The sequence below is a fragment of the Chitinivibrionales bacterium genome (genome assembly GCA_014728215.1).
GTDB lineage: Bacteria > Fibrobacterota > Chitinivibrionia > Chitinivibrionales > WJKA01 > WJKA01.
Genome location: WJLZ01000086.1, coordinates 87,896 through 107,631, shown reverse-complemented (window position 1 = coordinate 107,631; position 19,736 = coordinate 87,896). Strand labels below are relative to the sequence as shown.

At 45.4% G+C, this 19,736-nt stretch carries 15 protein-coding genes; 11 read left to right on the top strand and 4 right to left on the bottom strand.

Translation table 11 applies throughout. From position 1 onward, the window contains the following. Positions 1-7: 7 nt before the first annotated feature. On the top strand, positions 8-2,368 hold the full coding sequence (locus GF401_06805) for a tetratricopeptide repeat protein (GenBank protein MBD3344756.1): 2,361 nt from the start codon (positions 8-10) through the stop codon (positions 2,366-2,368). Beyond that, entirely contained in the window at positions 2,358-3,296 is a 939-nt protein-coding gene (locus GF401_06800; protein MBD3344755.1) for a DUF1565 domain-containing protein, read from the top strand. Before GF401_06805 ends, GF401_06800 begins: the two co-directional genes overlap by 11 nt. 109 nt (positions 3,297-3,405) lie before the next feature. Here the strand turns inward: GF401_06800 and GF401_06795 are convergent, their stop codons facing one another. Then, positions 3,406-4,113 carry a pyridoxine 5'-phosphate synthase gene (locus GF401_06795; protein MBD3344754.1) on the bottom strand — a complete coding sequence of 236 codons (708 nt, stop codon included), beginning with the start codon at positions 4,111-4,113 and terminating at the stop codon, positions 3,406-3,408. 13 nt (positions 4,114-4,126) lie between these two features. Further along, on the bottom strand, positions 4,127-5,263 hold the full coding sequence (locus GF401_06790; protein ID MBD3344753.1) for a hypothetical protein: 1,137 nt from the start codon (positions 5,261-5,263) through the stop codon (positions 4,127-4,129). A gap of 211 nt (positions 5,264-5,474) precedes the next feature. Here GF401_06790 and miaA point away from each other — a divergent pair, with 211 nt between their 5' ends. The 5 genes from miaA to efp all read left to right on the top strand — a co-directional run bounded on the left by miaA (position 5,475) and on the right by efp (position 12,077). Then, positions 5,475-6,401, top strand: coding sequence for a tRNA (adenosine(37)-N6)-dimethylallyltransferase MiaA (miaA, locus tag GF401_06785; protein MBD3344752.1), 927 nt, complete (start codon positions 5,475-5,477; stop codon positions 6,399-6,401). A gap of 156 nt (positions 6,402-6,557) precedes the next feature. After that, a complete protein-coding gene (locus tag GF401_06780) occupies positions 6,558-7,067 on the top strand; it encodes a hypothetical protein (protein MBD3344751.1) in 510 nt (169 codons plus the stop codon). Between the two features lie 159 nt (positions 7,068-7,226). Then, a complete protein-coding gene (locus GF401_06775; protein ID MBD3344750.1) occupies positions 7,227-9,053 on the top strand; it encodes a hypothetical protein in 1,827 nt (608 codons plus the stop codon). 249 nt (positions 9,054-9,302) lie between these two features. Further along, on the top strand, positions 9,303-11,348 hold the full coding sequence (locus tag GF401_06770; protein MBD3344749.1) for a sodium-translocating pyrophosphatase: 2,046 nt from the start codon (positions 9,303-9,305) through the stop codon (positions 11,346-11,348). A gap of 159 nt (positions 11,349-11,507) precedes the next feature. Next, entirely contained in the window at positions 11,508-12,077 is a 570-nt protein-coding gene (gene efp, locus GF401_06765) for an elongation factor P (GenBank protein ID MBD3344748.1), read from the top strand. A gap of 129 nt (positions 12,078-12,206) precedes the next feature. Here the strand turns inward: efp and GF401_06760 are convergent, their stop codons facing one another. Further along, positions 12,207-13,433 (bottom strand): hypothetical protein, encoded by a 1,227-nt coding sequence (locus tag GF401_06760; protein ID MBD3344747.1) that lies wholly within the window; start codon positions 13,431-13,433, stop codon positions 12,207-12,209. Between the two features lie 54 nt (positions 13,434-13,487). Continuing rightward, positions 13,488-14,711, bottom strand: coding sequence for a hypothetical protein (locus GF401_06755; GenBank protein ID MBD3344746.1), 1,224 nt, complete (start codon positions 14,709-14,711; stop codon positions 13,488-13,490). A gap of 236 nt (positions 14,712-14,947) precedes the next feature. On the opposite strand from GF401_06755, the gene ilvD reads away from it, so the two are divergent. From ilvD to GF401_06735, 4 genes are all read left to right on the top strand, one after another. After that, positions 14,948-16,783, top strand: a complete 1,836-nt coding sequence (gene ilvD / locus GF401_06750; GenBank protein MBD3344745.1) for a dihydroxy-acid dehydratase — start codon at positions 14,948-14,950, stop codon at positions 16,781-16,783. Between the two features lie 57 nt (positions 16,784-16,840). Next, the gene (locus GF401_06745; protein ID MBD3344744.1) at positions 16,841-17,488 is read left to right on the top strand and encodes an SIS domain-containing protein; all 648 of its coding nucleotides are present in this window, start codon (positions 16,841-16,843) and stop codon (positions 17,486-17,488) included. A 250-nt stretch (positions 17,489-17,738) separates the two neighbouring features. After that, positions 17,739-19,106, top strand: a complete 1,368-nt coding sequence (locus GF401_06740; GenBank protein MBD3344743.1) for a response regulator — start codon at positions 17,739-17,741, stop codon at positions 19,104-19,106. A gap of 401 nt (positions 19,107-19,507) precedes the next feature. After that, on the top strand, positions 19,508-19,711 hold the full coding sequence (locus GF401_06735; GenBank protein MBD3344742.1) for a hypothetical protein: 204 nt from the start codon (positions 19,508-19,510) through the stop codon (positions 19,709-19,711). Positions 19,712-19,736 lie beyond the last annotated feature (25 nt).

Here is a 19,736-nt window from a genome sequence, read left to right as displayed (position 1 = left end):
CGTTTTTATGATGAATACAAATTGCTATACACGAAAGATTGGTGTTGTTCTTCTGCTTGTTGCCGGAATGATATCCTCGATTTCGGCAGCCGGTCTTCCGGGCGAATATCTTATCACTCAGCGGTGGCGTGATTTACTGTCACCCTATTCTCCGCTGACCAATCCCGCGCTGTTGACGGAAGCCAATTATATCACTGCCCGGGGCGCCTTTGCTCCCACGCTTGGAAATTCATTCAAGCTCGGGGAAATAGGTGTAACCGTTCCTATCGGGCTGTATCAATCGGTCAGTGTATCATGGATCGGATTGGGATCAGGACAATTTTCAGGATACACATGGGACAATGATGAACAAACCATGAAAAAGACCGATGGAGAGATAAGCAGTCAGCACAATTTCTTTATGCTTTCCTATGCAATCAATCCATGGAACAGGCTGAGTACGGGTGTTAATGTTAACTTTGCCCACGAAAGCCTCTTTGGAGAAGAACAACGATTCAGCCCAATGCCGGGTATTGACTTTGGTATTAGCTATCGCGCGTTTAGACACCCGGTTATCGGAAATCACCTATTCGGTCTTACCTTTCAAAATATTCTCGCTCCTACCCTGAAAAGCGATGTTGAAGAACTTGAGGGGGATGTTTATTCCCGCAATTTGAAGCTCTCCTGGCTTGCAACCTTCTGGGAAAAACGGATCTCCAGCGGTATGGATTTCGATATCAAAGACTGGCTTACACAGGCAGATGAGTTTAAAGAAGTTTCCAATGAGGGGCTTGTTGATGCTGCGAGTAAAGTCGAATGGGAACTTTCCTATCGGCTGGGATTCTGGCTTCTTCGGATATTCAAGCTCTACGGCCAGTTCGGGTTGAGTGACAAACCGGTTGAAGGTAATGAGCTCCCGGGCTACTGGGGATTTGCCGGTGGTTTCAATATGCCCAGTGTTAATAATGGACGGGATGTTGAATTTTTGTACCAGTATAATTCCATGTTCGAGGGTGACAACATTTCGACGCATACAATTTACGGCCGTGCCGAATTCGGTCTTCACCGGGAAGAAATTTATGCCCGTCGTATGGCCCGTATGCTCGATGCCTCACCGAATGACCTTTACAACAAGGCCCTTACCCTTTATCATCAGGAAAAGTACTGGGATGCTTTCTTTGTTTTTGGACAGATACTTTCTCAATTTCCCGATTTTTTCAAAAACGACTGGGTAAATTATTATCTCCACAGTTGTCAGGAAGAACTCGATATGCGGCAGACTTCATGGGAGGGATATAATGATGCTATCTCAAAATATCCCCAGAGTGAAATTGTGCCTTATGCAGACCTCGGCATTATGCGGGTTGCCTACAGGGAGGGTGATGATGTTGCGGTTACTACGCAATTCAACCGCCTCAATGCTCCCGCGGTTCCCGACTCACTGAAATATCATGCATTCTATATTATGGGGCAGGTGCATGCGAAAAAGAAAGAGCATGCCAAAGCGATCCAGCTATTTGAAAATGTTCCTGAGTATCATCCCGACTATGTCTTTGCACAGCATTCACTGGCCGTTACCTATATGAGACAGGACAAATCAACTGAGGCCACTGAAGCATTGGAAAATGCAATTCAGACTGAGGCAAAAAGAGAAGATCAGCGCGAATGCGTTAATCGTTCGCTGCTCCTTATCGGTTATGTTTTTTACGAAGAGCTTTCGCTGTCCAAAGCGGTTACGGCGCTCAGAAAAATACCGAATTCGAGCTATTTTTATGAAGATGCGCTTCTTGGTCTTGGATGGACTGGGGTGAAAGCCCGCCAATGGGCCGATTGTGCTCAGGCAGGTCAAGCCCTTCAGCGAACATCGAATAAAATTGCCGTGCAGGCTGAAGGCGCGCTTCTGGAAGCATATTCAGCCATGATGAAGAAAAGCTATGATGAAGCAGCCAATATTCTACGGCAGGCCCTTAATAAAATCGAAGATTATGACGGACCTCCCGAAGATTCACTTACCCTTCGAAAAGAAAAATATCAGAGAAACCGGGAGCAATATGAGACCGTTGCACAGTCGGCCGAGGAACTTGCTCTGGTTCGTCAAACATCACTGGTATTACGAATGATCGACAGTCTGCATATTCATCAAAAAGAAGAAAAGCAGGCTATCGAAGATTTTCTTACGTATACCGATGAATTCGAACGACGGAGTTTCTTCTCACAGGGTATCGACAAGGTGAAGAGCGATATTGAATACGCCCTTGCAACTGCCGAAAAACTGAGTGAGGGTACATCGGTTGCACCTAAACAGGAAATCGAAAAACAGAAAGAACTTGATATGGAAATCGAAAAGCTTAAAGAAGAAATGAAGAAGCTTGAAGAGGATGGTCAGTAAGCACCGGTTTCCACTATTCCTTTCAAATGATGTATTTTATGCCTTGTCTCCTTCTGTGGAGGCAAGGCTTTTTTTGTTTTTGAAGGAGTTTTTTATGAATGCGAAAAGGAGCAACGTTACTACCCGTGCTGTAATCAGAATAATAACGCTGGTGAGTATCTTTAACTGCTTTGTTGCAGCCCAGAATACTTTAACAGTACCTTCAAAGGGAATGAGAAGCATCTCCCGGGCCATGATCAAGGCCAAACCGGGTGATACTATTCTGGTGAAGCCCGGCAAGTATCGGGAACATGTTATTGTTGAGCCCGGTGTGACATTAATTGCAAAGGAACGCTTCAAGGCGGTAATTAATGGAAAGGGAAGGGGGACAGTTGTCACCCTTGGTTCGGATGCTGCCATTATTGGTTTCGAAATAAGAAATGGGACCCATGGTGTGTTATCCAAAGGCTCGAACTCAAAAATTGAAAAATGCCTTATTGTCAACAATCTTGGCTCGGGGGTTATTTCGATCGGCAATCTCTGTGAAATTAAAAATACCTATATAGTCTACAACCGTGGTGCAGGAATACAGGGGCAGGATGTTCGTTCCGACGGCAGCAGTGCTATCAACCATAACACGATCGCTTATAATGCCAGCCACGGTATTGCGCTTGACGGCGCGGAGCAGATTATGGTCAAAAATAATATTATCGCCTATAATGAGCGGCTGGCGGTAAAAACTGGCCCCGATTCAAGAAATATAATGCTGATTAATAATAATTTTTACGGGAATCATGGAAGACTACACGTGCTGCCTTCCGGCAACTTCGCCCTCGATCCTTTCTTTACTGCACCGAAAAGCAGGGATATGGATTTCAGTCTTCTCGAAAATTCGCCCTGTCGTAAAAAGGGCGATGACGGCAAGGACCTGGGGGTGCTGATCCGGTAAAACGGTGAGAGGGGCGACGTGTCGGACATTAAATAAGTGTTTTACGCTCTCTCCACCACCCCACCTGTTCTGAGGTGCAATCGAGATTACTCCATGGTCGCATTCTTTTTTACATCAACGCCATCATATCTCTCACTGCGGTCTCCAGGCCTACCAGCGAGGCGCGGGAGACGATTGAATGGCCGATATTAAGTTCTTCGATATATTCGATATCAGCCACTGCAGAAACATTTTGATAATTCAAGCCATGGCCAGCGTTAACGTGAAGGCCGATTTTATTTGCAGCATAGGCAAGCTCGCCTAATTTTTGAAGTTCTTCATCCTGAGCCGGACCGGTAAGATTAGCATAATAGCCGGTATGGAGTTCCACATGGGAAATGCCGATTCGCTTTGCCGCTTTTATTTGCTGAATATCAGGATCGATAAAAACGGAGACGACAATATCATTTTCTTGCAGCTGGTCACAGATTTTTTCCAGGTCCCGCTCTTTACCGGCCACACTCAGACCGCCCTCAGTTGTGCGTTCTTCCCGCTTTTCAGGAACCAGCGTCGCCATAAAAGGAACCACATCGATGGCAATATGAACCATTTCATTTGTGGCAGCCATTTCAAGATTCAGATGGGTGGTAACAACTTGTTTAAGCAGATAGATATCTCTGTCCTGCATATGACGGCGGTCTTCCCTGAGATGGGCTGTAATGCCATGGGCGCCGGCAAGCTCTGCTAAAACCGCGGCCTGGACCGGATCGGGGTCTTTTCCTCCCCGTGCCTGACGGATTGTTGCAATATGATCGATATTTACACCAAGCGTTGCCATGAAAGCTCCTTTTTTATGGATGTTTTACCAACTCCGATACATAAACTAATTTTATGCCGTTGTATTCGAAAACCGGCATTGTTTTGGTAAGTGCTGTTATAAAATCCTGGGTGGCTTTGCCCGTAACCAGGCATGAACCGTTTTTACGTGCAACCAGAATATAATGGCGAAGCTGCTCGATTATTGAATCGACCGACTTGTCTGTATCGATTGACCCGTCGATTTTTTGATGAGGCAGCCCGATTGAGTGTGCGATTTGGGGAACTACAGAGTGCTCCGTGGTTTTCATATCGATAAAATAACCGTGATGCTTATGTATTTTTTGCAGAATAATTGAAGTAACACGGGTATCCAGAAGGAGCCGCGAACCATAAAGATTGCTGAATCCGGAGAAATTCGGAATCAATCGCATCGCATCATTGATTATCTGGATGATTTTGTTTTCCGAATAATGGATCATAATCGCAGCATCTCTATAGTTGGGCATGGAATGGTATTGTGATTCCATGGGGAGCGCAATGATTATCTCCTTTTTATACTCGTCGGCTATCTGGGCTGTCCATGATGACTTTTTCTGAATGGGAACCAGTGAAACCGTAAGGGGTTTTGAAAATGAGAGGAAGTCGATGGTTGTCTGGTTGGCTTCAAATCCAAAATCCTCTAGGAGTATTGCCATTTTGCCTGTGGCGCTGTAAAAGAGAGAAGAACGGCCGATGGTAAGCGTAATATTAGGGTTGTTCTTTTTAGATGAGGAGAAAGAGAGACGGCAGGTTCCTTTTTCAGGGTAATGGATACAGTCGGCGACCTCATATGATGTATTGTCGGCGCATTGTCCAAGACTCCATACGATCCATGGAAGAGGAAGGCCCTTGGGCACTTCGATCTGAAGATTAACTGTCGAGTCGCGCCGGGCGATATGGCTGACTAAACCCGATGTATCGGCTTCAAGGGAATGCAGCGTATCGAGCAGGCATGCCGGAAATGAGTGTATTTTTTTGTATGCATTATTCTTATTGTCGGAAGAGAATGCCGGGATTTTATTTTTCAGATGTGAAACGATGCCGTGGTTTCTGAATGATTTGTGGGCAAAAAATATTCCCGCAAATAAAAGAGCTGCAATAAAAAGGAACGTTATTGTCTTTCGAAGCATAGTATTTTACTGGTATACCTGGTATGCATCCGCCATATCCTCGGTTATTCGGAATGGCTGTTGCATGAAGCGCATGACATATTTCGGGTTGTCTGAATTGTTACTGCATAAAAATAAGTTGCTACTCTAAAATAAGTTACGTGAAAAGAAGAATGATTATATGTTCAAAAATACCCATTTTGTTTTAATGAGTCAATAAAAAGAAGGGGCGCTGATTGTGAAGATCAAGGTACCTGTGATTCTGGGCCCCACCGCAGCAGGAAAAACAGCTCTGGCACTGGAGATTGCTTCTGCAATTAAGGGAGATATTTTATCATGCGATTCCCGTCAGATATACCGATATATGGATATCGGCACGGCAAAGCCTTCTTCTGAAGAATTGTCACGAATCAGGCACTGGATGATTGACATTGTTGATCCTGATGAGTATTTTTCTGCACATCTTTTTTCCTGCAGCGCTCTGGAGATTATTCGGAAGCAGGCGAGAGAGGGTAGAACGGTAATTATTTGTGGTGGTACCGGTTTTTATTTTCACTGTTTAAAAAATGGAATGGGGCCGCAAATAGAAAATGACCCGCAGCTCAGGAAAAAATTTGAAAAAAAAGTGCGGGAACAGGGGCCTGAAAGTATTTTTAATGAATTGAAACGTGTGGATCCGGAAAGCGCCGGCAGAATTCATCCCCATGATGTATGCCGAAATATCCGCGCTCTTGAAATCTTCTATAAGACCGGACAAAAAAAATCTGAACTGCAAAAGCAAAATAATCCGCCCGGCGACCTGGAATTTAAAATATTCATTCTTGCATTGCCGCGAGACATACTCTACAATCGGATTAATGCACGAGTCCATCAAATGGTCGAACATGGTCTGTGGGATGAGTTTGTAGATCTGAGAAAAAGAGGCTATGGTCCTGGTGATCCGGGAATGGAGTGTGTCGGATATAAAGAGTTATTCGAAGTTGAAGAGGGACGGAAAAAATTCCCTGAAGCAGTCGAGGTGATAAAACAAAATACCCGTCGGTATGCAAAACGACAAAATACCTGGCTTAAAAATCATTATAATGGTATAATTATTAATCAAAACAAACAGGCCTGCCTTCAAATTGAAAAAGAGATCACTCACTTTCTGTCGATGTGATACTTGTTATTTGGCGGATAAGATTAAAGATAAAAGTTGTCTATTAATGCAAATCATACTACAATAAAAAACCAGTTACCTTTTTGAAAGGAGTTCGGGAGCATGCAAGGTGCCGATTCCAATCGTGCAAATTTTAATCAGAAAATGAGGAAACAGATGTCAAATGCATTTGGCGACAAGAAGCAGAATTACAGTCCCAGTACCAGCTACAATTACAATCCAAGCTCCAGTCACCGGGATAATAACCATAACCATAACCACAACCATAATAACCATAACTACAACAATCCCCATTCACAGCAGCATCCTAAACGAAGAGGAGACAGGTTTAAACGCGAAATAATGCAACTGGCCGAAAAGATGGTCAAGCAGAATAATGCTGTCATTAAGCTGTTGAACGAAATCCGTGATCGCCTTCCTGAGCCTGAAAACACCAGTGGTGGCGATAATAATCAGAGTAAGGGAGCAGGAAAAAAACGGCGCCAGTTACAGGAATCAAAGTCTACAGAAAAATCCTCCACTATACCCTCTGAAACCGCTGCCGATATTTCGAAAAATAACGATGCCGAGGCAGTCCGGAATAATGAAGATCAAGAAATTCATAATGAACAAGAGGAATCTTCCGACAAAAACGAAAATGAAGATACAAATGAAATAATCGCTTAATTAATATTTCAAAAATCCATCAGAAATGAAAAAAACCGAAGGTTTTTTTGTCATGCTCCGATAAATAATAGTAAGATGGCGGAAAATTGTTTCTGGATAGTTTTTCCGGGATTCTGCCCATGCAGATGATTTGAATTCGAACAGAGCAGGAGAGCGCCAATGTCTTTGCCCTCTAATCGCGCGTGTATTGTCGGCTTGCTTTACATCGTGGTTTTGTGTTTTTCTTCTGCGATGGGCAAAACACGGTGGAGTTCACTCCATGTCATACCTGATGCCGATCTTTTGAGGGGTGGCTATTTTGTTGTTGACGGACAGGGGTATTACTTTGCCGATTCCGGCTCGGGTGGTCCATCACCGGAATTCGGTGGTACATTTCTTTTTAAGCTTGGTATAATCGAATGGGTTAATATTCATCTCGGGTATGCGGGGGGACCGACCCTGGGGTTTAAAGCCCGTGTCCTTGGAGAAACAAAACAATGGATGCCTTCCCTGGCAGTAGGTGCCCATAATGTTTTTTCCCATAAGGAAGCCCATTATTTCGGTGCCGATTCGACTGTTGCCGATAATATGGCAAATGAATTTTACTGCACCATGGCAAAAAGCCTCGAACAGCTCAAAACGCGGTTTCATCTCGGCATTCAGACCATTCCGACCAGCGAAAGCGAACTTGTTAATCCTTTTTTTGGAATTGAAAAGTATTTTGGAGCGGGAGTATATACCTCTGTTGAAGTGCATCGGCGGGATGAGAAAATTATACCTTCCCTTTTTGTCTCATGGCGACTTCTGAGTAAACGCCTTCAGGTTGCGGCGGGGATTTTCGATATCCCGGGATTTCTTTTCGATAATGGAGAATTCCGCCTTGCCCTTTCCGATCCAACAGAAGATACATCCCTGGTTCGTCCGGGTATTTGGTTCGGCATAGCGTATAATGGAAGTCTCGGTTTTGGCAAAAAAGCCGGATTTACCTCTATTGATGACCGCCTTGCCCGCCAGGAACAGATGGTGTTTGCGCTGAGAGACGAAGTGGACAGTTTGAAACGAAAGCTTAATCGAAGTCAGACAAAAATCAGCTCCATGGATCAGTCTCTTACTTCCCTGGTGGATAGTATTCCCGAGGATGGAGAGCGCATTAAACTGTTGCTCCTTGATAAGATTATTACCCTGAAGAGTTTGTATGAAGCAGTGCCTTTTGAGCCTGAAAAGGTGAAACAGGCTATAACGGAGATAGCCAATTTCCGCGAAAAAGCGCTTCCGCCTCTCAAAGAGATTATTCTGGATAAAACAGAGGACCGGTATATCAGGATGCTCAGTGCTGCGCTTCTTGGGGAGATTGGAAGCAAAGGCGCATCTGATGTGCTTTTGACGATACTTTCCGAAGAAGAGGATCCGGGGATACGGATTGAGGTTTTGATTGCGCTGGGAAAAATGAAAGAAACACAGGCAATCTATTTGATGGAGCAACTTGCAAACGATCCTGATGATGGTGTTGCCCTTGCCGCCCAGGAAGTTCTTCAGAAGCTTTCCAAAGAGACCGGAGTGAAATTTTCATCGGATCTGGAAATACGTGATGTCACGAGCCCTGCCGCGCATTCGGTCATGGAACAGAACAGCTTCGGTGATGAAGAGGCCGATATTGAAGCTCCTCAGGTATATCAGGATGGTGGGGATGTTGGGGAGGATACTCTGTCGGTGGAGAATGCTACTCCGCCGGAACTGGATACAGTTGGATTCGGTTCCGCGCTGGAAACGACTGACCAAAAAAGCGGTGCTGTCGAGTCATACGAAAACAGCGATTCGGCAAATGTGCAGAATGCTGCTGGCAATGAGCCTCAGGAAGCTTCAGAAGATATCGACGATACACCAGAACCGAAAGATACCGGTGAATCTGATGAAAAAAAGGATTCCAATAAGAAGAAACGGCGAGGGCTCAAGAAACTCTTCGGCAGAAACAAGGAATCCGAAAAGGAAGATCCGGGAAACTGGTAGCCTTTTCGGGATTTACCCACCTTCAAGATCATCCAAAGACGGTTTTTGCGGTATCCGGTGTTTCATTCTCCATTAGAATATTATTATCCTGTCATTCTTCATTGATTCACCCCCTAGGGCAAATATATTTTAGTCTCTCCGCAAATGCATCTTTTTATAATAGTATGATGACACAATTTGCTACAGCAACATCAGATTTGGCAATAAATTCAGTACTTGTTGTAACCTTCACCTAAAAAGAGAGGCTCTATGGATTCCAATTCTCTAATTTACTTACCTCTTGGAGCAGGTATTCTGGCACTTCTTTTCGCTGTATGGAAGTCCCAATGGATCAATAAGCAGAACGCTGGTACCGATAAGATGAAAGAAATCGGCGCAGCTGTACGAGAGGGTGCGATGGCGTTCCTGTCACGGGAATATAAGGTCTTGAGCATGTTTGTTGTCGCCGTTGCGGTCCTCCTTGTCATTGCTAATGAAAGCAATGTCAAATGGGTTGCCGTATCTTTTGTTGTTGGAGCTGTTTGTTCCGGTATCGCCGGATTTTTTGGTATGAGAATTGCCACTGCTGCCAACATGCGGACCACTCATGGTGCACGCACGGGACTGCAATCAGCCTTGCAGGTTGCTTTCTCCGGCGGAGCGGTTATGGGAATGTGCGTTGTTGGTCTGGGTATTGTCGGATTATCGGGCTTGTTCATACTTTATACAAGGATGTTTGGTACCGAAGTTGCCAATCTTACCGATACGGTCCTTCCGGTCCTGAATGGTTTTGCAATGGGTGCATCATCGATTGCGCTTTTCGCTCGTGTTGGTGGCGGTATTTATACAAAGGCTGCCGATGTTGGCGCCGATCTTGTTGGAAAAGTTGAAGCCGGCATTCCTGAGGACGATCCCCGGAACCCGGCCACGATTGCCGATAATGTGGGTGATAATGTGGGTGACGTAGCCGGAATGGGTGCCGACCTGTTTGAATCCTATGTTGGCTCGATTATCGCCTCCATGGTACTCGGTGCTGCTGCAGGCACTACTCAACTGGTGATTCTTCCTTTGGTACTTGCAGGTGTTGGAATTATTATTTCGATTATCGGAACCTTTTTCGTCCGGGTTAAAGAAGGCGGCAATCCGCAGGCAGCGCTGAATATCGGAACTTTTGGCGCAGGCGCGATTATGGCCATTTTGACCTATCCCATTGTTGTGAACCTTGCTCCGGCGACCTTCTCGCTCGGTGGTGTGGAATATCAGGCTACGGGGATTTTCTGGGCAACAATCGCGGGACTTGCGGCAGGAATCGCAATCGGTATGCTCACCGAATATTACACAGCCGAAAACAAAAAACCGGCTCAGAAAATTGCTGATGCTTCCGAAACCGGCGCTGCAACCAATATCATTGCCGGTTTAGAGACCGGAATGCTTTCTACAGCATTTCCAACTATCTGTCTTGGGGCAGCGATTCTCGTGGCATACTTTTTTGCCGGCCTTTATGGAATCGCGATAGCGGCTCTCGGCATGCTTGCAACCACCGGAATTCAGCTTGCGGTCGATGCTTACGGTCCGATCGCAGATAACGCCGGAGGATTGGCTGAAATGGCTGAATTGGATCCCGAAGTACGGAAACGCACCGATAAACTTGATGCTGTTGGTAATACGACGGCGGCAATCGGAAAAGGTTTTGCTATCGGTTCTGCAGCACTTACCGCCCTGGCACTTTTTGCTTCATTCCGTACCACGGTTGGTATCGATGTTATTGATGTTACAAAGCCGACAGTGACTGCAGGTCTGTTTCTCGGCGCAATGCTCCCTTTCCTTTTCTCATCCTTTGCAATGGGTGCTGTAGGACGGGCAGCTTTTGCCATGATCGAAGAAGTACGCCGTCAATTCAAACAGATCCCCGGCCTTCTGGAAGGCAAGGCAAAGGCCGATTATGCAAAATGTGTCGATATTTCGACCGCCGCCGCCATTAGAGAAATGGTTACTCCCGGTTTGATAGCGATATTGACTCCTGTCATTGTCGGCTATGCCGGTGGTCCGGAAATGCTTGGTGGTGTTCTGGCCGGTGTTACCGTAGCCGGTGTTATGATGGCTCTTTTTATGTCGAATGCCGGCGGCGCCTGGGACAATGCAAAAAAGCATATCGAAGGCGGCGCTCATGGCGGTAAGGGTTCGGATGCCCATAAAGCAGCCGTTACCGGTGATACGGTAGGCGATCCCTTCAAGGATACAGCAGGACCGTCACTGAATATCCTGATCAAGCTGATGAGTGTTGTATCACTCGTTATCGCACCGCTGATCCGGTAAACAGATAGGCCTCACAAGAAGAGGCTGGGTAATTCGTATTGTAATAATGTCCTCGTCTTCCACCTTGTTAATGATCAAGCAGGGGAGATGAGGACTGTTAATACAGATATTCAAAGCCCTGTTCAATTTTGAATTTTCATTGATATCATATACGGAGGAATAATGATAAATGCTACTCAAATCCGTAAAGGTATGGTGATAATCCATAATGGAGAGCCGCACAAGGTAATGGATTTCCGCTTTACCATGCAGGGGAGGGGATCAAATACTATTTCCGCCAAACTCCGCAATATCCTTTCGGAAAACCAGACTGAAGTGAGGTTTCGCTCCGACGACAAAGTCGAAAAAGCCTTTGTTTCCGAAGAAGAATTTGAATTTCTCTATCAGGATGGCGAAGATTTTGTTTTTATGAATACTGAAAATTTCGAACAGATTCATATCAACAAAAGCGAAATCGAAGATGTTGTGGGCTATCTCCTTCCCAATACAACTCTCAAAGTTCAAGTATATGAAGGAAATCCCATCGGCATTTCGCTTCCATCGACAGTTCAAATGAAAGTAACCGAAACGGAACCCTCAATCAAAGGCGCAACCGCAGCAGGCAATGTCACCAAACCGGCTACTCTTGAAACCGGACTTGTTATTCAGGTGCCCATGTTTGTCGAAACCGGCAATACGGTCATTGTCAATACCCAGACCGGGGAATATTCGGGAAGGCCCAGGGATTAAACTCGACATTCGAAATTAACAGCCCATGGTCTGAAAGATCATGCCACACTATTTTAAAATTGAGCGTTGTACGTTGAGCAATGAGAGTTTGAAAAGCCTTGGCCGTACCCCCAAACCGGCGTCCTAACCTTACTCTCCCTTCACGTAACGCGTTATCTCCTGAGATGCCCCTTCGATGGCCTGAAACAGGGCCCTTCCTAAAATAGACTTGCTGAAATGAGGGTCTTTGAGGTTGCAGGGGTATTTTCGTATCGTTTCCCATGAATTATGGCTGTCGTGTTTGCCCGAAACTTCACCCGAATAGTAGTTGTCAATCACCATTTTTTCAGTTTCAGCATCGATAAGCTGCAGATAAAGCCGTATTTCCGCAAGATTGTATTCACGGTATTCATCGGCTGAAGGGGAGACTTTTGCATGTTGTGAAATATCAAATTTTTCAATCGAACCCCGCAGGATAAAACGGGCTTCATGATCGGTCCCCAGGCTTAGCGGGTCGGCTTTATAATTACCGGTGACATTCGCACTCAGCCCCTTGATCGATTCGGATAGCTTTGCCGAAATACATTTTGCCAGTTCCTTTGGTAGTTGCCACTCACCTTCATAGTCGGAATTGTTCCGGAGGGGTACGATAACCATCTTATTGATCAGTTTGCCGGTAATAATTTCATGGTCCCGTTTGGCCCGTGAGAGCTGGAATTTCATTTCCCTGCGGATTACCTCAGAGGGGACCCATTTTTTTAAAAGAGCAATATCATCTTCAAGAATGGCACTGGGCACAATCGGATCGGTGTTTATTTCAACGACAGTCTTATATGCCGCCTTCAAAAACAGGGACGAATTTTTCAGTATATTTTTCACCAGAACAGTGCCGTTAAGCACTTTAATTGATGATGTGCCGTTATTCTTTGAAACATTAACTTCATAAGAAGTACCCCTGGTTGCAATTACTGCAGTTGGTGTGTATACCTTTGAGTGGTTGTCGGGGACTAATTTTGGAAGGGCACATTTAAAAAGAAAGAATGCTGCTCCAAAAAATACCGTAAAATGTTGAACAACCGAATTATCACCGGGGTTGGAATGGAGATTTATGAGTATCTGGGAATTTTCTTTAAGATATATTTCACTTTCATCACTCCAGGTAAGACATGCCTTTGAATTCTTTGCAACTCTGAATATATCGTTGTTATGAAGATTTGCGCCCTGGCCGACCAGTCTCCAGTTTTCCTGTCCCGCCTTCCTGACTTCAGCCTGTCCGGTCAGACTTTTAAGTGTCACATATTCCTCTGCGAAACATATATGAATGCAAAGCAGCAAACCCAAAAGTGATTTAACATAACTTCCCGAACCGATAGTCATATTCGTCTCCTCTATTCTGAGCCTTCTTGAACAGGTTACTTAATACCATGGTGTTCAGTCGCGTAAATACCGTGCAATTTCGCCCGAAACCTGATCAATGGCTCGTTTGATCGATGTTCCTATCAATGATGATGTAAAAGTTGAATCATTCATGTCACATTTCAGTTTACCGATTTCTTTCCAGGTGTTGTGGGGAACATTGTCACCCCGGCTTTTTACGCTAATTGTATTGTCATACTTGACCTTTTCACCCGCAACATCGATGAGACTGCACCGGATTTCGATAATTGCATCGGAATACTCATTATAATCATCGGCCTTTGGAGTAACTTTGGCATGCTGAACGATATCAAATACGGTGATTTCGCCGGTAACAACATAGTGAGCCTTTTCTTTCATGCCGATCTCCACGGGGTTCTCTGCAGAAAGAGTGGTTACGACAGCTTTCATCCCCGGGGTTTCTTTATCGATCCTTGATGCCATAAATTGGGCAAAAAGGGAGCCGATATCCCAGGAGCCCCGGTAAGTGGAAATATTGGCAAAGGGTACTACTGCGGTTTTCTGCTCGAGTTTTCCTGAGATAATTGCTTTTGTTCGCTGTGATTTTTCTTTCTGCTTTTTCATTTCTTCGGTGAGAACGGCAAGGGGAACCCACGTTTTTAATTCTTTGATGTCCTTTTTGAGTACCGGGGATGGTTTTATGGGGTCGGTATTGATTGCAATTGAGGTTTGGTATCCTGAACGGACAAACACCGAAACATTTCGAAGAATATTGCGGGTAAGGACCGTTCCGTTGATTACTATAAGCGCCGTTTTCCCACTCTCTTTATCGGCGGCTACACAGAAGGAGGTGCCCCGAATAGCAACTACCGAAGTAGGTGAGTAGACTTTAGTATCATAGCGTTTGTTTCCGAGTGCAGGCAGGACTTCTCTAATGATAAAAAACGCAGCGCCGTAAAAGACCGTTATATGCTGTGATATCAATGATGGTTTTTTATTTTCATGAAGGTTTACGAGGAGTTGGGTTTGTTCCTTTAAATAGACATGATCCTCATTTCCCCACTTCAGCTTTGCAGTTGAGTGTGCGGCTGTTCGTATGATATCGTTGTTATGCAGCTCGGTGCCTTCTTTAACGGGAAACCATTTGCCTTTTCCCGCCCGCTGTACCTGCGCTTTGCCGGTAAGCGAATCGAGCATTACTGAAGATGCCGGTGATGCAAATGATGCAAAGAGCAGGAAAAGACAGACTGAAATGCCCGAAAAATCGGTTTTTTGCATTATCCCTCCTTTACAGGTATATATTTCTATATTATACCGATGATTGAGGGGATATTTCAAGTGTGAAGCCGAATGGGGAAAAGTTTGTAGTTGAAGGTTGAATACTCATCCCGAGGTTCACGCACTTAACCGCCGGCCACTCGTAGATTAATTTATATTATTTTAGTTTGTTATACAGTGAACGGTTGAGAAACAAATTGCACACAAGGTGAATATATACTGAAAGGACCCATAGTATGCCGAAATTACGAAGCGCAACCACAACTGAAACCCGCAGGATGGCCGGCGCGCGGAGCTTGTGGCGGGCCAATGGAATGAAAGATGAGCAGATGGGGAAACCGGTGATAGCTATTGTCAATTCATTTACCCAGTTTGTTCCCGGTCATGTTCACCTGCACGAGATCGGCCAGAAGGTGAAAGCTCTTATTGAAGAACAGGGCTGTTTTGCTGCGGAGTTCAACACCATTGCGATTGACGACGGTATTGCCATGGGGCATAACGGCATGCTCTATTCGCTTCCTTCACGGGAGCTGATTGCCGACAGTGTCGAGTATATGTGCAATGCTCATTGTGTCGATGCCATGATTTGTATCTCCAATTGCGACAAAATCACTCCCGGTATGCTTATGGCGGCCATGCGGTTGAATATTCCCTCCATTTTTGTTTCCGGAGGCCCTATGGAAGCCGGTGTCCGGGGCAAGAAACGGTATGACCTTATCGATGCCATGGTGAAGGCTGCCGATAAGAGCATTCCCGATAAAGAGGTCGCTGAGATCGAACAGGTTGCCTGTCCCACCTGCGGCTCCTGTTCCGGCATGTTTACGGCAAACTCGATGAATTGCCTTACCGAGGCGCTTGGTTTGGCTTTGCCTGGAAACGGAACAATCGTCGCTACCCATAAAAACCGGATCAGGCTTTTCGAGAAGGCGGCTCAACAGATTGTGGAAATGGCCAACAGCTATTATTTCGACAACGACAGCAGTGTGTTACCCCGGTCGATTGCGATCAAGGATGCTTTTCTGAATGCCATGTCACTGGATATAGCCATGGGCGGATCAACCAATACCGTGCTCCATCTGCTTGCGGTTGCCCAGGAGGCCGGTGTCGATTTTACTGTGAATGATATCGACCGCCTTTCGCGTAAAATCCCGGTTCTCTGCAAGGTCGCCCCGAGTTCATCCTACCATGTTGAAGATGTTAATCGTGCGGGGGGTATTCTTTCGATCATGGGCGAACTGGACAGGGCCGGATTACTTACTACTTCGGTAAACCGAGTCGATTATCCTTCCCTTGGTGATGCACTCGATGCAAATGATATTGCCCGTGATACAGTTGTGCCTGAAGCGCTTGAAAAATGGAAAAGCGCTCCCGGCGGGAAAGGCAGAAATCTGGTGTTGGGTTCACAGGATGCCATGTACGATTCGCTGGATACCGACCGGGAAAAGGGGTGTATCCGGGATATGGAGCACTGTTATTTCAAGGATGGCGGCTTGTGTGTGCTGTTCGGAAATATCGCATCAAAGGGCTCCATTGTCAAAACCGCTGGCGTCGATCCTTCGATATATAAATTCTCCGGAACGGCTAAGGTCTATCATTCCCAGGATGCCGCATGTGATGGTATCCTGAATGGTGAAATCAAGCCCGGCAATGTTGTGGTTATTATTTATGAAGGTCCTAAAGGCGGTCCCGGAATGCAGGAGATGCTCTACCCGACATCGTATATAAAATCAATTCATCTCGACAAAGAATGCGCCCTTATCACCGACGGTCGGTTTTCCGGCGGTACCGCAGGGTTGTCAATCGGACATGTCTCCCCCGAAGCCGCTTCAGGAGGAGAAATCGGTTTGCTCCGTGAAGGCGATACAGTCGAGATCGACATTCCGAACCGTTCTCTGAATGTTAAAGTTTCGGATGGTGAACTCGCCCAACGCCGGAAAGAAGAGGAGGCAAAGGGAAAGAAAGCATTCAAACCTGTTCGTGACCGGACCGTTTCAAAAGCCCTGCAGGCCTATGGTTTGTTTGCCGCAAGTGCGGACCTTGGGGCGGTGAAAGTCTTGCCGGAAACACACTAAAAAATCGTCCTCGAAGAAAAGAAGAGGACGATGATAATTAGATCAGGAAGGATTAGCATGAAAAAACAACCAGCCAAAACACTCGACAATCTGATTACAAGCTATCCCTCTTTGGAGGGCTGCAAGAATGATATCGAAAAAGCTTTTTCCTATATTGCCACCTGCTATCAAAACGGCAAAAAGCTTCTTGTTTGCGGCAACGGCGGAAGTGCTGCAGATTCGGAGCATATTGTCGGTGAACTGATGAAAGGTTTTATTATTAAAAGGGAGATTCCTGAACAGGATATGGAACGGTTGAAAAAATCCGGCGCAGCCGACTGGCAATTTCTTTCAAATAATCTCCAGCGAGCGCTCCCGGCAATCTGCCTGAGCAGCCAGACCGCACTCACCACGGCGTTCTCCAATGATATCGGCAATGACATGGTATACGCACAACAGGTGTACGGCTACGGTGTTGCCGGTGATGTCTTTATAGGAATCAGTACCTCGGGAAATTCTACCAATGTAGTCAATGCCATAAAAATCGCCCGGGCGTTCGGCGTATACACAATCGGCATGACCGGTGAAGATGGTGGGGTGATGAATGATATCTGCGATGTTGCTATCCGGGTGCCTGTCCGGATAACATTCAAGGTACAGGAACTGCATATGCCGGTGTACCATGCTTTGTGTGCTATGCTCGAAGAAGAATTTTTTGGATGTTGAATTCGTGCATAGAAAAGTATGCTTGATTGTGCCTGAATCAGCGAATCCGGTTGGATGACCACGCCGATGCACCAGACAGTTATGTCGCTCGGAATATGGGCTATAATTTCCTTGACGCCATCGTTCCCCTGGTATGGCCGGACTCCCGAACCCTCCTCTTTTATTTGACATCCTCACTTAAACATGATACACTTTTCACCATGAACACACTTCATGCTGTTTTCCTGTAATCTTTAATTCCTGTCTCATTATGCAAAATTCGGCAAAAATCCTTGTTGTTGATGATGAACTTGCAATGAGGGAGATAATACAGAATACTCTTAATAAAGAAGGGTTTGCCCTCGAAATAACCGACAATGTTCCTGAAGCACAGTTATATATCGAAAAAAGCGACTTTGATCTGCTTCTCACCGATTTGAATATGCCGGGGGTAAACGGGATCGAACTGGTGAGATTTATCAAAGAAAAATCCCCCTCCACCAGTGTTATTGTCATTACCGCGTTCCCTGATAATGAAAAGGTCAAAGAGATGCAGGAACTCGAGGTCGATTCCTTTATAATCAAACCCTTTTCGCTCAGACAATTACGGTATTCGGTTTATGGCGCTCTTGAGAAGCGGCGGACGGTTGAAACAAATCAGGAGATCGGTTTGACTGTCGATTCAAACAATGACCTGGGGCTTATCGGGGTTTCACCGTATATTAAAAAGTTACGCACCGAAATTCTCCTCATGGCTGCAGGTGATTTCCCGGTGTTGGTTCAGGGAGAATCCGGGACCGGTAAGGAGATCATTGCCCATGCGATTCACAACAACAGCAGCAGGGGCAATGAACGGATTATCACCATCAACTGCGGCGCCATTCCGCATCACCTGGAAGAATCTGAATTTTTCGGCTATGCCAAAGGTGCCTTTACCGGTGCACACTCTTCCAAGCAGGGGATTTTAGAGAGTGCAAACAAGTCGACTGTTTTTCTGGATGAAATCGGTGAACTGTCACTTTCTGTCCAGGCAAAATTTTTACGGGTACTTGATATAGGAGAGTATGTACGGGTAGGGGATGTAAGTCCGAGAAAAGTTGATATCCGGATAGTCAGTGCGACGAACCGCAATCTTGAAGATATGGTTGAAGAAGGTACTTTTCGGAGAGATCTCTATTATCGACTTAAAGGCGCGGGAATAGGAACCCTGTCACTGCCTCATCATAAGGAAGATATTCCCTATTTAGTCCGCTACTTTCTGAAAAAATATCATAGTGGAAAAGAAATTACCCCCGATGCCATGGCTTTGCTGTACGAGAATAAATGGCCGGGGAATATCCGGGAACTGAAACATACGGTCAATCTTCTCTGCGCACGGGGAAGAGACCAGAAACGAATAAACAGCAGTGTCGTCAAATCGGTCCTTCATATCGAAGAAACCAAAGAGCAGAGCCTTCCCTACACCCAGGCAAAAAGCGAGTTCGAAAAAAAGTACTTCACCCAGATGCTCCAAAAACATGAGGGGAATGTAAGTCATGTTGCCCGTGAGGTCGGAATGCATCGGCCAAATTTACTCCGTAAACTGAAAGAACTCGAGATTTCTCCCGATACGTTTCGTGCAGCCCAGGCTGCAAGTTAACTGAATCTCTCGAATGTGTATTATTGATTTCCATTCATTATTGTATCCTTTCATTTATTCATCGCTGTATTTCACCACTCACCATTCATCCTTCCGTATCAAAATCATACACCCTGATATCGTCGGGGTATGTAGATTGTAACTGCCTGTAAATTAAACACTTGCAGTAGTTTATTACATATCTGAAGATCAGTATTTTTTAACCTGTATCATCATGAGACAGGTCATATATCGCTTGCGGAAAAAAGTGTTGTCGGAATGATACACCAATAGAGCAGGCTATGAGTTTAAACAGGTACAATTGGCTGTTTTTTTGTCTTTTAAGGGCAATCAGTGCGGTTGGTATGATAATTGATTAGATTATGATCTCCGAAAAGACAACCATTTTAAAGGAGTATGTCATGGTATCGTACGAACAGGATGTTTGCACAGAGAAAGGGAAAACAATGAATGGTTTTAGGAGTGATGAATTGCTTACCAGATATATCCATGCTCTTTATGACGACACCTTTGAAAAAAGCGGACCGTATTTTAAGCGCCATTTCAATTCACGGTCTTTTCTTGATCTTTATATATCGATTCTTGAGCAGCACATTGTGAAATAGCAGGGAATAATCTCGAGTCAAGGAG

Bases quoted from the DNA above. Each gene is read 5' to 3' on its own strand.
- GF401_06745 (MBD3344744.1), top strand. From the start codon at position 16,841: ATGAAAAAACAACCAGCCAAAACACTCGACAATCTGATTACAAGCTAT.
- GF401_06780 (MBD3344751.1), top strand. From the start codon at position 6,558: ATGTCAAATGCATTTGGCGACAAGAAGCAGAATTACAGTCCCAGTACC.
- GF401_06770 (MBD3344749.1), top strand. From the start codon at position 9,303: ATGGATTCCAATTCTCTAATTTACTTACCTCTTGGAGCAGGTATTCTG.
- GF401_06805 (MBD3344756.1), top strand. From the start codon at position 8: ATGATGAATACAAATTGCTATACACGAAAGATTGGTGTTGTTCTTCTG.
- GF401_06755 (MBD3344746.1), bottom strand. From the start codon at position 14,711: ATGCAAAAAACCGATTTTTCGGGCATTTCAGTCTGTCTTTTCCTGCTC.
- GF401_06740 (MBD3344743.1), top strand. From the start codon at position 17,739: ATGCAAAATTCGGCAAAAATCCTTGTTGTTGATGATGAACTTGCAATG.
- GF401_06800 (MBD3344755.1), top strand. From the start codon at position 2,358: ATGGTCAGTAAGCACCGGTTTCCACTATTCCTTTCAAATGATGTATTT.
- GF401_06735 (MBD3344742.1), top strand. From the start codon at position 19,508: ATGGTATCGTACGAACAGGATGTTTGCACAGAGAAAGGGAAAACAATG.
- GF401_06790 (MBD3344753.1), bottom strand. From the start codon at position 5,263: ATGCTTCGAAAGACAATAACGTTCCTTTTTATTGCAGCTCTTTTATTT.
- ilvD (MBD3344745.1), top strand. From the start codon at position 14,948: ATGCCGAAATTACGAAGCGCAACCACAACTGAAACCCGCAGGATGGCC.
- GF401_06775 (MBD3344750.1), top strand. From the start codon at position 7,227: ATGTCTTTGCCCTCTAATCGCGCGTGTATTGTCGGCTTGCTTTACATC.
- GF401_06795 (MBD3344754.1), bottom strand. From the start codon at position 4,113: ATGGCAACGCTTGGTGTAAATATCGATCATATTGCAACAATCCGTCAG.
- GF401_06760 (MBD3344747.1), bottom strand. From the start codon at position 13,433: ATGACTATCGGTTCGGGAAGTTATGTTAAATCACTTTTGGGTTTGCTG.